This is a genomic window from Mucilaginibacter inviolabilis (assembly GCF_011089895.1).
In the GTDB taxonomy this organism is placed as follows: Bacteria; Bacteroidota; Bacteroidia; order Sphingobacteriales; family Sphingobacteriaceae; genus Mucilaginibacter; species Mucilaginibacter inviolabilis.
The window spans coordinates 2807091-2822224 of record NZ_JAANAT010000001.1 but is presented as its reverse complement, the minus strand read 5'-3'; the positions used below and the strand labels follow the sequence as shown (position 1 = coordinate 2822224).

The window sequence follows — 15134 nt, the reverse complement described above, 5'->3', positions numbered from 1 at the left end:
TGCTAAAAAACATTGAACAAAATCTCCCAATGAAAAAACATCTTTATCTCTTTCTGCTATTTATATCCTCTGTAAGTTTTGCACAAAACAGCAATATATCGTTTATAAACCCCTCATCTGTGAGTACATCTAAAGGATACTCACAAGCTGTTACTATTGATCTGGGCAAAAACACCATGCTTATCCTATCCGGGCAGGTTGCTCTGGATAAGGATGGCCATCTGGTAGGTAAGGATGATATCTCTGCTCAAATTCAACAGGTATTCACCAATATCAAAAATATAGTGGAAGCGGCAGGCGGTAATATGAATGACGTTGTAAAACTTAATTATTATATGACCGATGTTTCGCAGGTACAGGTTCTCCGCGGAATCAGGGATAAATTTGTAAATACAGTTCATCCACCAGCAAGCACATTGGTGCAGGTCAGTAAGCTTTTCAGAGATGATATTTTGGTTGAGATAGAAGCTACGGCTATTATTCAGAAAAAATAAAAGAGCCTGTCATTCATTCTTGATTAATAAGATGATATTTTGTGTATTATCTATCCGCTGCTAAGGTCTATTTAATTTTATTGCTGCGTGTTTATCGGGCTCTTTAGCTCATTCTAAAACATTCTCACCACAGGAGCACCTCCTATTTGTTTTTTTATGAAACATTAAGGCTATTTTATTTATTATTATATAATAATGATTTGCCTGAATAATAATATGAAAAACGATACCGTCGAATTAACTAAAAATGCTAAAGAAGTAGTATTGGCCTTTATAGATGCCATGAATAAGGAAGATTTTACATCGGCCAGGAAATATTTAGCAACGGATATGACTTTTAAAGGAGTATTGGGTGCACGTGATGGGGCAGAGGCCTATATGAACGATATGGAGAAGATGAAATTTAAATACGATTTAAAAAATACCGTGGCCGAAGGAGATGATGTGTGTTTGTTTTATGATATTGATATGGGGCGCGTCACCATATTCGGTTGTGGGTGGTATCAGGTTAAAGATGGTAAAATAAGCTCTTTTAGAGTAATATTTGATCCGCGACCGGTTTTAGAACTATCAAATAAAAATTAAAATAATTCATCGAACCTACACCTTATTAATTATTTATTACAAAAGCTTAACAGATGAAGAACGTATTAGTGACGGGAGGTACAGGCCTGCTGGGAAAAGAAGTTGTAAATCAGTTATTATCCATTAATTATGGAGTTACTGTGTTAAGTTCAAAGAAGAATGCTACCGTCCCCGCTGGTGTGCAATTGGTAAAGGGCGATCTGGCATCAGATAAAGGTTTGCAGGATGCCACACAGGATGCGGATATTATTATCCACTGTGCAAGTAATCCTAAAGATACGCAAAGTGTTGACATTAAAGGGACGCAAAATTTATTGAACGCCATAGACCGGGAGAAAACCTTGCATTTTGTTTATATCTCTATCATTAACGTTGATAAAAGTAATTATGCCTATTATCAAACTAAGATAAGGGTTGAACAAATGATAGCGGCCAGCGGGATTCCATTTTCAGTTTTGCGTACTACCCAGTTTCATAATTACGTGCTTTCTATTTTAAAAGCATTTGATAAAAAAAATGGTACACTGGCCATTCCCGATGGTATGCATTTTCAATCTATAGAGGTAAAGGAGGCCGCGACCTTGCTGGTCGATTTAGCACAAAGGGAACCAGTAGGATTGGTGCGTGGAGTGGGCGGACCGGAACTGCTTAAATTTGAAGAAATGGCAAAGACATATCTCCATGTACTCAGCCGTAAAGACGAATTAAAGGTACGACCGCTTCAGAGCGAAGAATATGATCGTTATCGTTCCGAAAATAATATCTGGCCTAATAACAGCTATGGTCGTGTAACATGGGAAGCCTTTTTACGGCATGATTTGGCAAGCTGATATAATTTCAGAACGCCTGTAGCAATTACTAAATTTTAGCCAATGCCTGTTCAAGATCTTGAATCAGATACCCGGTATCTTCTAAACCAACATACATCCTGATCAATTGAAGGCGTTCATCTGTTGCATTGTATTCCTGCTCCGGAATGGAGGCGATTGATGGTAGTATTAAACTTTCGTGCCCACCCCAGGAAACAGCCAATAATATATGTTGCAGGTTATTACAAAATGCTTCGATTTTTTTAAAAGAAGATTTTTTTAAACTGAAGCTAAATAATCCGCCGCAACCTTGCATCTGTTCATGTGCCAATTGTGTTTGTTTAAAACCCTCACTAAAAGGCCATATCACTTGTTGTATATGCTCATGCTCTTGCAGCCATTTGGTAATAACTCCGGTACTTTCAAAACTGCGTTGCAAACGTAATGGCAAGGTTCTTAAGCCTCTTAGCAACAGCCATGCAGAATGTGGTGAAATAGCAGGCCCCAGGTTCATAAATTCATGATCAAATATCTGCCTGATCAATTCTTTGTTGCCGGTAAGTACGCCGGCTACTACATCTGAGTGCCCTCCGATATATTTGGTGGCCGATTGCGCTACCAGATCGACACCCATACCAATAGGTTGCTGGTATATAGGGCTGCAATAACTGTTATCAATCATCGTCACAATACCACGTGATCTGGCAAATTGCGCAATCCTTTTAATGTCCTGTAGCTCGTAACTAAAAGTATTAGGGCTTTCCAGAAAAATTAATCGAGTTTCGGGGGTAACGGCAGTTTCAAAATTGTCATAAACAGAGCCATCAATAAAAGTGGTGTTTATACCAAATTTGGGTAAAAACTCTTTGAAAAGTTTTATGGTCCAGCTGTAAGGATTTTCGACTGCAACAACATGATCACCGGATTTTAGCAATGCAAGTAAGGGGACACTGATGGCCCCAATACCACTGCTAAATACCAAAGCATCATCCGCTCCGTCAAGAGCGGCCAGTTTTTTTCTTAATATACTCAACGTTGGATTTTGTCCTCTGGAGTACAAATTGGTATCAAATTCATCGGCCATAGCCTGTCTGAGACCTGTTACCGTATTAAATGTGAAATTGCTTGATTGTATGATGGGGGGCGAAACCGCGTTGAAGTAATTTTCTCTTTCTTCTCCCAATTCATTTAATATAAATGAAAGCTCCATAGTTAAGGTATTATAATAGTGTTCTGGCTGTTTTTAGTAATAAAATATATGATGAGACCGGCAACAAACGCACAAAGGCATATCAACGCAGCCAATGGATTTTCAATAAAGATGCTTATGGTAACAAACCAGTAGGCAACAATAAAAATAATGGGGATAACAGGGTACCATTTCATGGTATAAATACCGGATCCATCAAGGTGTTTGGTTTTTTTTCTTAAAATGAAAATAGTAACTGCTGCTGTGGAAAGCCCTATAGTATCAAAAAACATAACATAGGTGAGCATTTTTTGAAACGAGCTGATAAAAAACAAGATAAGGAGCACTGCGGTCACAAAAAAGCTCAAGCCAAACTCCTGTACCTGAGTTTTTTGGTTAACACGCTTAAAACGGTTGGGTAAGATTCCATCCTCGGCCATAGCATAATATACCCTTGGATTGGCCATGATATTAACGTTGATAAAAGCTAGTACAGAAACAAACATCAACAATGAGATGATCTTGTAGCCAACTGCTCCAAAAATGGCACCAGCCAGGGTGGCAGCCAGGGCTGTTTTATGCTGCAGGCCTTTGATACCCAAAACCGAATAATAAGCAAAGTTAATAAGCAGGTATAGGAATATAACTGTTATCATCCCTGTAAAAATAGCTTTAGGGATGTTTGTCTTGGCATTAATGATGTCGCCTCCAAAGTTAATAGTTTGCTGATAACCGCCATAAGTGAAAAATACGGCAACCAAACTTATCCCAAACGCACTCAAATTATATTTATTATTACCAGGTGGTACAATAATTCTATAGGTGCCAGGTGTTATATGACTTTTAAAAACAGCCGTGCAAAGGATAAGGATCATGCTTATTTTAAAAATGGTAAGCGCATTTTGGGTTCTCGCACTCATTTTAATACCTAAAAAGTTAATAATATACAAAATAAGTACGGATGTGATAGTCATGATCTTAATGCCCAAATCATTCTGCAGGTTTGCAGGCATAATTATAGGATTAATATACTCAGCACCTATGAGCGCCACAGCAGCCACCGAAGCGGCATTACTGATCACTAATATCCAATTAATCATGAAAGCGAATGCAGGGTGAAAACAATAGGAAAAAACTTTATAAAATCCGCCTGTAGTTGGATAACGCGCCCCTATTTCTGCAAAAGTAAGAGCCCCACATAAACTAACAGCACCTCCAAAAAACCAAGCTCCAAAATAAAGGAAAGGGTTACTTGAGCTGGTAGCTACTTCACCGGGTGTTGCAAAAATTCCCATCCCTATCACCAGACTGATAACGATCATGGAAAGATCAAAGCGGGTCAGTTTGGGCGTAATGCTCATATCAGTTTTGACATATCAATGTTTAATATTAAAGGGATGTTAATTTAAAATGGTAATTTAAGCATATTTATTAATTAAAATCTGTATTACTAAAAGGTTTTACTAACCTTGAGTAATGCATATATTATTTATAAAAAATGAACGTTTATGGTTAATCACTGCAATGAAATAATAAGTGTAGCAGCATTGTTATAAATTTATATTTTTGATAAACCGGGTATTTGCCTAATTTGTTGCTGCTAACGTAGTAAGCCTGAAAATCACAAGAGACTAACAAATAATGATAAATAAAAAAATATCCATAAAGGATATCGCAAAACTTACCAATACCTCCATTACAACGGTATCATTTGTTTTAAACGGCAAAGGCCGCATTAGTAAAGAGATAACCAAAAAGATTTTGGACGTGGCTGCCAAAAACGGGTATGAGCCTAATCGGATGGCGGTAGGTCTTCGTACCGGCGTTTCAAAAGTAATTGGTCTGGTGGTTGAAACCATCGGAGGTCCGTTTTTTGGGGCGATGGCCAAAGTGATAGAAGAAGAAGCCGAAAAAGAAGGGTACAGAATTATTTATTGCAGTACTAACAATAATATCCAAAAAGGAAAAGATGTGATCAGGATGCTTTCTCAACAATTGGTTGATGGTTATATTATTACACCAATGAAAGGATTAGAGAAAGATATACAAAATCTGGTAGCTAACGAAAAGCCCGTTGTATTAATAGATGGTTACTTTCCCGGTTTGGATATTCCTCACGTACTGGTTGATAATCATGGTAGTGCTTTTAACGCAGTAAATCATCTTTTAAAGGTTGGTTATAAAAAGATTGGCCTGATAACAGCCGACCTGGACCTGATCCAACTGCAGGATCGTACCCGCGGATATAAAGATGCTTTAAAGATAAATGACATAAAGGAAGATAAAAAATTGATATTTAAATTACCTTTTGATACCGATAAGGATAAAGCCATAGACTCCATAAAAGCCTTTATAAAGCAACAGAAACAGATGGATGCAGTATTTTTTACCACAAACTATTTAGGTACGATGGGGTTAGAAAGTATCAAACAGCTTGACTTGAATATTCCGCAGGACTTAGCTATGGTAAGTTTTGATGATAATGAAATATTTAGTTTGTATCCGCCCGGAATCACAACTATACAGCAACCAACATATGAGATAGCAAAATCGGCTATTGATCTTTTATTGGCTCAAATGGGATCAGATAAGCATAATATATCAAAAATTAAAATGCAGATACCCTCTAAACTCATAGAGCGAGGATCAACAGCAGAAAAGAAAGAAGTATTGGTAAAAAAATAAGAGTTTCTGCTTGTTAGAATCTGTCTGTTTTAAGAATGTTTGAATTATCTAAGAAAGATCTTGATTTAAAATTCAAAAAATTAGTTCCTGTGTTATTGATTTTTCAATTTTTATTAAATTTTAATACGTTTATTGAAATAAATTAAGTTTTTTAATAAAAAATGATCTGAAAATTTGGTAAAACATTTTACTATCTTATATTTGATTATTCTATCTTATACGGTAAAACATATTTGTATTGATAAAACGTTTTATCAATACTTTTTAAATTTTTCACTACGGTGAAAAGCACTATTTGTTTTATTATGGCTGTTGTGTGTATATAAATTGGGAAACAGCTTACTGGTTCATTTTTTGGGTAAACGTTTTGTTGCTTTTATAGCCTAATTGTGCTTATAAGCATACTTTAAATCGGTGAGTTATCACCGAAGTGGAATTGTTATGCATTTTCTGATAAAACGTTTTATCATATTTAATAATTTATTGTTAAACCTAATTCAACTGCATGAAGAAACAAAGACTTATCGCTTAAAGGCAGGTAGCCATCTGCTACCAAAACTCTTACTTCCTCATTTGCAGGGGCATTGCCCTTGTCAAAACAATCATTAACTGTTCATTTAATTAAAAATTATGATCAAATTTTTCTACAAAAAAAAATTCCTTTATTACACGTGCATCATTCCAATCCTGTTGGTATTGGGAATGCCGGTATTGCATGCCCAGGACACCAAAGCCACTGGTAACCAGGTTACTGTAGCTGGTTTAATTAAAGATGCCAGTGGGCCCTTGCCTGGTGCATCTATTGTTTTAACGGGTGCAGCTTCGGGTGTATCAGCCAATACATCGGGACGATTTACCCTGAAGGTTGAAGCCGGTAAATCAATTACTATAAGAATGTTGGGCTATGAGGCACAAACCATTAAGATCACCGAACCCAATACAAATTTAATAGTTGTACTCAAGACCGATCAAAAGGTACTCAAAGATGTGGTGGTTATTGGTTATCAACAGGTTTCACGCAGAAGCGTAAGTGCTGCAATTACTTCTGTTGACCCTAAAACCATTGCTGATATCCCTACGCCAACATTTGATGCACTATTACAGGGGCGGGTTGCGGGTTTGAACGTGCAGAATTTTTCGGGCGAGCCAGGGGTGCGGAGTAATGTAACTTTAAGGGGCAATACTTCCGTTAGTCGTAGTATTGACAATAATACAGGGTCTGCATCGGGTAAAGCAAGCTTAGCCAGGGCTATTTCAGGGCCATTATATGTGATTGATGGTGTACCACAAAGTACCGAAGATATTGCGGCTATTAATTACGGTACGGGCACCGGCACTGATGTGCTTGCGGGTATCCCTATTAATGACATTGACAATATTGATATATTAAAGGATGCGTCTGCAGCGGCCATTTATGGTTCAAGGGGAGCTAATGGGGTTATTATCATTACCACCAAAAAAGGAACTGCGGGTAAAACCAGGATAAATTTCTCAACCTATCATGGTATTGTTGATCAACCCAAGTTGGATAAGGTGCTTACCGGGGCCGAAGAGACCCGGGCCAAGTTAAACTTGATTAATCATTATGGTAATTATGCTAATCTCAGGAATATCCCACAGATACTAACAGATACTCTAAATCCGGCATTTAATAATGCCAACGACTATAGAGGCGGCATTTACCAAACGGGTAAGGTTGATAACTATGAGCTGTCCATAAGTGGCGGTAATGATTTGGTAACCTACCGTTATGGTTTAAATTACTACAATGAGGATGGAATTATTAAAAAAACCGGCCTGCAGCGATATGCCCTAAACAGTACGGTTGGTATTAACATATCACCTAAATTAAAGGTGAGTACTCAGATCAGGTTTTACAGGGTTGACCGCCCCACATCCCTGAGTGATTTAAGTGGTAACGTAAACCCATTTACCGGGGGATATTATGCCAATAGCCCGTTACCACCATCAAACTTATACCTCACACAGGACAATAAAGATTTCCTTTATGGTAGTTCAAATGTATCAACAGATGCTAATACCAATAATAGTATTACTATTAGCCCTACTATTGATTGGCGTATCAATGATCATTGGTTATTTAATACAGTTATTTCGTACGAAAGTGCAGGAAGCCGCAGAGACGCTTATACACCAGGAGTGGTAAGGCAAAGTGGTTTGGGATACGCCTCCAGCTTTGTTGATAACTCGGCCAACTACCTGATGAGTAATAATATTCAGTTTAGTACTACATTGAACAAGATCCATCATATCAACGTTTTATTGGGGCAAAATACAGAATACCACTCTTATAGAGCAACAGATGCTGAAGCAGATGGAATCCCTAACGATCAGATATCCATTGTTAAAGTATTAAATAAAAATAATTCCACAGCTTATTCAGATTTGATTGAAAGCGGTATCCAAACCGGTTTCCTAAGGTTAAACTATGACTTTAAAGGTCGCTACCTCATATCAGGCGTGTTTAATGCCGATGCGTCATCTAAGTTTGGTGCGGGCCAACGGGTAGGATATTTCCCTTCCGTATCTGCCGGTTGGATCATCAGTGATGAGCCCTTTATGAAAAGTACCAAAAACTGGCTTACCTTATTTAAGCTACGCGCAAGTTATGGTATTACTGGTCGGCAGCCAGATAGTGGTGATAATTATCTGTCGTTTAATACTTATAATATAGGTGCCGGTGGTTTTACAGGTAGCAGCAGTCCGCAAACCGGGCAAAATCTATCCAATACTTATAACGGTATTGCAGCGATATCCCCTAATTTTAACGGTGGCTTAAGCAATAAAAACTTAACCTGGGAACATTCAAAACAGGCAAATCTTGGGGTTGACCTTACTTTTCTTGATGGTCGTTTTAATTTTGTTGCCGATGCTTATGTTAAAAACACCAGTAAGGGTATTTTTAGTTTGAGCCTGCCAGTAACCACCGGTTATACCACCATTGTAACCAACTCTATTGGTACACAAAACCGTGGTTTGGAAGCATCTTTTATTGCACATTATTTTAATCCTAAAAGCGCTTTTCAGTGGGAAACCGATTTTAACATTGCTTATAACCAAAATGAAATTACCTCGTTGCCAAACGGTGGACGCGATATCTATATAGATCATTATGTTTTAAGGCAGGGACAACCAATTAACGAGTTTAACCTGTTTCAGCAAACAGGGGTTTACAAAACAGATAAGGATGTTCCTATTAACCCGGTAACAGGGCAACCACTAAGCTTTTATGGCTATCCATTTAAAGGTGGCGACCCGATATGGAAAGATTCAAACGGTGATGGTGTGCTTGACCAAACTGATTATGTGCCTGCCGGAAATCCCAACCCTAAATTCACCGGCGGGTTTAATAATATTTTTGGCTATAAAAACTGGACCGTATCAGTATTCTGTACTTTTACGCTTGGACGCGATATTTTTAACGATTACCTGGTTGGTAAATTATCGCATCTGGTGCCAACTGACGATGGTAATTCTGATCCGTACCATGATATTACTAATAATGCTTTTCCTGATCTAAGCGGCATTAATTACTGGCAAAATCCTGGTGATAATGCAAAATATCCCTCACTAAGTTCGGTAAGCGGAACCCGGTATAAATATGCCGCATCAAGTTCGGCTTGGGTCGAGAATGGAAGCTATCTGCGTGTAAAAACGGTTTCCTTATCCTACACATTTAATCCGGCTGTTTTAAAAAATCTTCACCTTAGCCGCTTAAGGATATATGGCATGGTTGATAACCTGCATATTTTCCAGAAATCAAACGTACCTGATGCCGAAGAAGTTGACGCCTTTGGTATTTACAATGGCAGCGGTTATCCTATTCCAAAAAAATATACCCTGGGTGTTGATGTAAGCTTTTAATATTTAACGGCAATAAACGAAAAGAAATGAAAAGAAATATAATAAGATACACAGCCGGATTATTAATGATAACCGGGTTAATTAGTGTAAGCTCCTGCAAAAAGATACTTGATTTGCAGCCGCATAACTCCACCTTTACCAATGCTTATTTTACCAACGGAACAGATGCTAACACCGCTATTGCAGGTGCTTATGCGCTTTTGCGTTCGGTATTGCTCAATAATTACTCGTTCCATGTATATGGCGATGCCACTACCAGTGAGTTTAGCATTAATTCGGGGCTGGATGATGCAAACTACAACATCTCAAACGGTGAGTTTACCGGGTTAAACGTTGGGCCGGGTATCTGGAACTGGTTAAACTATTACCAGCTTTTACAACAGATAAACCTGATCATTAACAAAGTACCTAGTATCCCGATAAACAAGTTCAGCAATCAGGATGATAAAAATCAGATCATTGGTGAGGCTTATTACCTGCGGGCATTCACTTATTTTTATATGACCAGGGTTTGGGGCGACGTACCTTTAAAACTACAACCCGATTTGGACGTGAGCCAGGCTGTGAATATTCCCAGAACACCAGCAGCCGATGTACTTAAACAATGTTTGGCCGATTTAAAGATTGCCGAAAGTAATCTGGTTTTTGGTTATGCCGATGAAAGTCAGCGTGCTGTTAGGGCAAATAAAGGTTCGGCTTTTGCACTGGAGGCACATATTACAGCGTGGACACATGACTATGCTGCGTGCGAGCAAGCTACAGCCCAGGTAATTAATAATGGGCAATATCATTTGGTTACCGATACCTCTCAATTTAGTAAAATATTTATTGGTAAATCAGTAGAAGGGATTTTTGAGATCAATATAGATTACCAGCAAAGCGAAGGTATATCTCTTAATTATTATGGATATGCACCTACTATCGCCTTTCCTTTTGTAGCACAAAAATCAAACCTGGAATGGCCGGTAAGCACTTTGTATGTGAATACCTTGTTTAAGGATACAACAGATTTGAGGTATAAAAAATACTTTTTTCAGGCACAATCAACCAGTGGGCAAACCATTAAATATTCGAATATTACTTATGCCGATGGATCAGCAAAAAACGATCCGCGTTTATCCAATAACATTATCATTTTCCGCCTGGCCGACATTATGCTGTTAAGAGCCGAAGCATTAAATCAGTTGGGGCGTGACGGGGAAGCATTGACCTTGTTAAATACCATCCGAAGCAGGGCCGGAATAGCTAATTACACCGGAGCTGGTAATGCCCTTGCCAGAACTATACTGGAAGAGCGCTTGCGTGAACTCTTTTATGAGGGCCAATCCTTTTATGATCTGGTTCGTACCAAACAGATTGGTAATTCAAGCAGCAGTTTCATTAGTGATTATTCACACATCAATGATACGAGGGTAAACCAGGGAGGCTATCTGTGGCCTATTGACCCCACCATGTTTAAGGACGATTTTGTATTGAAACAAACACCTTACTGGCAAGGTAAACTTTAACCGTTAAACAACACAAACATGAAAACATTAAAAATATTTATATCCATCTTATTCGTAGCGGTTGTGTTTTTTTCCTGTAAAAAGGATTATACCATAGGGGGCGATCTGTTTAAAGCCCAGGTAAACATGACCACCTATGATTATCTGAAAACCAACCACGCGTTTGACACCCTGGTAATGATGATCAATAAAATGAACATGAAAGATGAGGTGAACAGTGCAGGAACCTTTTTTGCAGTAACCAATTACTCTATAACCAACTTTGTGCTGGCAAAAAAAGCGCAGTTGAGTATCCAGAAAAATAATGAAAACCTGGTTTTTACATTTGACTCGCTCAATTTTGCTTCACTCAAAGATTCTTTAAGAGCCTATATGTTCAAGGGTAAAATTACGAGAGATAATTTATCACAAAAAGGAATATATACCCAGGCTCTGGATGGTGAATATCGTTTAATTCAGCTGAGACCGACAACTGATTATACCAATAGTATTTTCACCACCAACCCTCAGTATATATACCTTACCAAAGTAGTACCATTGACACCCGGAGGACCGGTCCCAGTTGATATAAATGGAGTACAACAGGTTGATCCAAGACAGTTGCTCTCTACACTGTGTCAAACAACAGGTATACTAACTACAACGGGTGTGTTGCATGTGTTGAACAACAATCATACGTTCACCTATTTCAACAATGTCAACAATTGATAAATTTTTTAGATAGCTAAGAAAATGAAAAAAAATTATAAAATACTTCTCGTTATTTTAATGGCAGCCGGAGTTATAGGTTGTGTTAAAGCCCCTCATGGGTTTTTAAGTAGCCAGATCAGGTATCGTGATAATCCTATCCAGGTTCAGCGGGGTATCATAGTTCAAAGTATAGCGGTTGATAATGATGGCTCAAGTGCGCCGGTAACATATCAGCTGTTGGACATCAGAGATGCGGTAACTCATAAACATGCCGATTCACTTTATAAAAACCGGGACAGGTATGTGTATACTTCAGAGTTTGATCCGGATGTGGATACAACTGTTGCCTTGCTCAATAGTATCCGTAAAAATGTAAACCTTCCAAGTTTTGATTTTAATACACATACAGGGGCGTTTACTTTTTATAATACTACTGCAAATGTGCCGCTTGGGGCATATGAGTTTGATATTGCTGCTTCTAATGAAAATGGCACCAAAACTTTTAAGAGTATTGCCAATCTTAATATTTTTGAAGGTGATGTAGCCGAAATCGATGCAGGTGGCGGAGCCTGGTTTCAGGATGGTACCACTAACAGTGGTGATATTGGTGAACCCAAGGTTACCATCACCAAACTATCAACTAAGGGTACATTGGCTATTTTAAAAATAGTTGATGAAAATGGAGTAGCCTTTAACCCTAAAAATGGTGAGTATATTAAACGGGGTGATAGGAGTAGTTTCGAAACGTTTGCCAGGTTCCATCCGTTGATTGCTTCTGATACCTCATTAACCTGTAATTTTGAAGTTACGCCATTCCCGGTTAAAGGAGCAGCTCAGGGATTTACCATTTACTACCGTATCCCGAGTCAGTTTGTGAGGATAGATCCGGGTTTTACACCAACTCCGGCCAAAATTTACAGCGCAAATCCGAGGTTTACCTTCAGGTTATTTCAGGAAGGAGTTTACCTGATTACCGTTAAACTACAGCACGTTACAAGGAATCTCAATTAAAAGTAAACTTCAGACCCGGCACAACAGTGTTTGATTTGTGCCGGGTTTTATAATACCCCGAGTGTTTTTAAACCACTCGGCTAAATTTTGAACATTATTAACCACATATTTATTTAACAATTATTTATCCAATGAAAAAAGTTTTTCTTTTAGGCGCACTATTTACTTTGGGTTTTGCTGCCAACAGTAATGCCCAACAAACCGAAGTGTTTGACAAAAAAGGATACAAATTAACCTTTGAAAACCAGGATGCCAATTTTAGCCCAGAGCTTAAAAATAAATTGGTCGAGACTTTTTACACCGTTTATCCTAAACTGGCAAAAGCCTACAATAAAAAAACCTTAAAAAGTGTAACCTTTGTTATTGATACCGCTTATAATGGTGTTGCTGCTACAGCTGATGGCCGCGTTGTTTTTAGCTCAAAATATATGACAAAACATCCGCATGATATTGATGTGGTTACGCATGAGGTAATGCATATTGTACAGGATTATGGCCAAAGCACCGGCCCCGGATGGCTGACTGAAGGTATTGCCGATTATGCCCGCTATAAATTTGGTGTTGATAACGAAGGCGCCAAATGGGCATTACCTGCTTTTAAAGCAACCCAGAGCTATGAGAATAGTTACCGTATTACCGCCCGTTTCCTGGTGTGGATAGAGACAAATGTTAAACCAGGCCTGGTAAAAAATTTGGATGCCCAACTACGCAACCATACCTTTACCAATGATAGCTGGAAGCAGGAAACCGGAAAAACATTAGATGAACTTTGGACAGCCTATGCAGCTAATCCGGTTATTGGAGCGTAACCCATTCACACCATTATATGAAGTTAAATAATAGTATAAAAGCAATTTGCCTGGGGCTGTTGTGCAGCCTGGGTATATCTGCGTATGCGCAAAGTAACAAACCTGTAAAAACACTGGCACAGCTGCAACAAGAGTTTGTTGATTTGCGCTTTGGTATGTTTATCCATTTTAACATCCCAACCTACATGAATCAGGATTGGGCCGACCCTGAAGCATCACCTGCCATTTTTAATCCAACAAAGCTCAATTGCGATCAGTGGGCCAAAGCGGCAAAATCTGCCCATATGAGTTATGGCTGTATTACCACCAAGCACCACAGCGGTTTTTGCATCTGGGATACCAAAACCACCGATTACAACGTAATGAATAGTCCGCTGAAAAGGGATGTAGTTAAAGAGTATGCAGACGCCTTCCGGGCCAACGGGCTGAAAGTATTCTTATACTATTCTATCCTGGATACCCATCACCGGTTAAGGCCAAATGGTATAACGCCTAAACATATTGATATGATCAAAGCCCAGATTACCGAGTTGCTGACAAAATATGGCGACATCGGCGCATTGATCATTGATGGTTGGGATGCGCCATGGTCAAGAATATCTTATGATGATGTGCCTTTTGAAGAGATTTATCGTTTGGTAAAATCGTTACAGCCTAATTGCCTGGTTATGGATCTTAATGGGGCTAAATATCCTGCAGAAGGTATGTTCTATACCGATATTAAGACTTACGAGCAGGGCGCCGGCCAGCACATTTCAAAAGAGAACAATAATATGCCGGCACTTTCCTGCTATCCGCTGCAAAAACATTGGTTCTGGAATTTATCTGATCCGACAGATGCCGTGAAAGATCCCGCTAAACTGGTTAATGATAATATCATCCCATTTAATAATGTGGATTGTAATTTTATCCTGAATGTGGCACCTAACCGTGATGGACTCATTGATGATAATGCCCTTGCGGCTCTCAAAAAAATAGGAGAGTTGTGGAAGAATGAAGGCCCTGTGGCTAAATTACCTAAACTCGAAGCGCCTATTATATCATCAAATCTGGCTAAAAATCAGTTCTCGAATTCCAGCTGGAGCGATGATTCTAATATCATGGACTTTGCCAATGACGATGATTTTCATTCTTCATGGGTATCCAACCCAACCGTAAAAAATCCGTGGTACGAGATTATGTTCAAACGTGATCTGGGATTTAATGCAATTGTTGTTACCGAAGAGAAACCAAACATAACCAGGTTACATCTGGAATATTGTGATAACGGTACCTGGAAACCATTATTTACCGGCGAGAACAAAAATAAAGTAAAGATATTCCGCTTTGATAGGGTATGGGGAAGTAAAGTACGTGTATCTGTTGATGCCGCCGATCATCAGGTATCCATTGCCGAAGTTGGCGTTTATAATGAAAGAAGATAATAAATAAAATAACATCACATTAACCTGAAACCTGCAGTTTCATCA

The 15134-nt window shown here is 38.7% G+C and carries 12 protein-coding genes; 10 read left to right on the top strand and 2 right to left on the bottom strand.

From position 1 onward, the window contains the following. Positions 1 to 29 precede the first annotated feature (29 nt). The 3 genes from G7092_RS11540 (at position 30) to G7092_RS11530 (ending at position 1909) form a co-directional block, all read left to right on the top strand. Positions 30 to 494 carry a RidA family protein gene (locus G7092_RS11540; protein ID WP_166089351.1) on the top strand — a complete coding sequence of 155 codons (465 nt, stop codon included), beginning with the start codon at positions 30 to 32 and terminating at the stop codon, positions 492 to 494. 216 nt (positions 495 to 710) lie between these two features. Beyond that, the gene (locus G7092_RS11535) at positions 711 to 1079 is read left to right on the top strand and encodes a nuclear transport factor 2 family protein (RefSeq protein ID WP_166089349.1); all 369 of its coding nucleotides are present in this window, start codon (positions 711 to 713) and stop codon (positions 1077 to 1079) included. A 53-nt stretch (positions 1080 to 1132) separates the two neighbouring features. Continuing rightward, on the top strand, positions 1133 to 1909 hold the full coding sequence (locus G7092_RS11530) for an SDR family oxidoreductase (protein WP_166089347.1): 777 nt from the start codon (positions 1133 to 1135) through the stop codon (positions 1907 to 1909). A gap of 28 nt (positions 1910 to 1937) precedes the next feature. Here G7092_RS11530 and G7092_RS11525 read toward each other — a convergent pair whose 3' ends face one another. Continuing rightward, on the bottom strand, positions 1938 to 3098 hold the full coding sequence (locus G7092_RS11525; RefSeq protein WP_166089344.1) for a trans-sulfuration enzyme family protein: 1161 nt from the start codon (positions 3096 to 3098) through the stop codon (positions 1938 to 1940). Between the two features lie 2 nt (positions 3099 to 3100). Further along, positions 3101 to 4438, bottom strand: coding sequence for an APC family permease (locus G7092_RS11520; RefSeq protein ID WP_166089341.1), 1338 nt, complete (start codon positions 4436 to 4438; stop codon positions 3101 to 3103). Between the two features lie 280 nt (positions 4439 to 4718). Here G7092_RS11520 and G7092_RS11515 point away from each other — a divergent pair, with 280 nt between their 5' ends. From G7092_RS11515 to G7092_RS11485, 7 genes are all read left to right on the top strand, one after another. Then, complete coding sequence (locus G7092_RS11515) at positions 4719 to 5762, top strand: LacI family DNA-binding transcriptional regulator (protein ID WP_166089339.1); 1044 nt, start codon at positions 4719 to 4721, stop codon at positions 5760 to 5762. 630 nt (positions 5763 to 6392) lie between these two features. Continuing rightward, positions 6393 to 9647 (top strand): SusC/RagA family TonB-linked outer membrane protein, encoded by a 3255-nt coding sequence (locus G7092_RS11510; RefSeq protein ID WP_166089337.1) that lies wholly within the window; start codon positions 6393 to 6395, stop codon positions 9645 to 9647. 26 nt (positions 9648 to 9673) lie between these two features. Next, entirely contained in the window at positions 9674 to 11155 is a 1482-nt protein-coding gene (locus G7092_RS11505; RefSeq protein WP_166089335.1) for a RagB/SusD family nutrient uptake outer membrane protein, read from the top strand. Between the two features lie 18 nt (positions 11156 to 11173). Next, positions 11174 to 11863, top strand: coding sequence for a hypothetical protein (locus G7092_RS11500; protein ID WP_166089333.1), 690 nt, complete (start codon positions 11174 to 11176; stop codon positions 11861 to 11863). A 24-nt stretch (positions 11864 to 11887) separates the two neighbouring features. After that, positions 11888 to 12856 (top strand): DUF5007 domain-containing protein, encoded by a 969-nt coding sequence (locus G7092_RS11495; protein WP_202985257.1) that lies wholly within the window; start codon positions 11888 to 11890, stop codon positions 12854 to 12856. Positions 12857 to 12987: 131 nt separating this feature from the next. After that, positions 12988 to 13665 carry a basic secretory protein-like protein gene (locus G7092_RS11490; protein ID WP_166089331.1) on the top strand — a complete coding sequence of 226 codons (678 nt, stop codon included), beginning with the start codon at positions 12988 to 12990 and terminating at the stop codon, positions 13663 to 13665. Between the two features lie 17 nt (positions 13666 to 13682). Continuing rightward, positions 13683 to 15089, top strand: a complete 1407-nt coding sequence (locus G7092_RS11485; protein ID WP_166089329.1) for an alpha-L-fucosidase — start codon at positions 13683 to 13685, stop codon at positions 15087 to 15089. Positions 15090 to 15134: the final 45 nt, after the last annotated feature.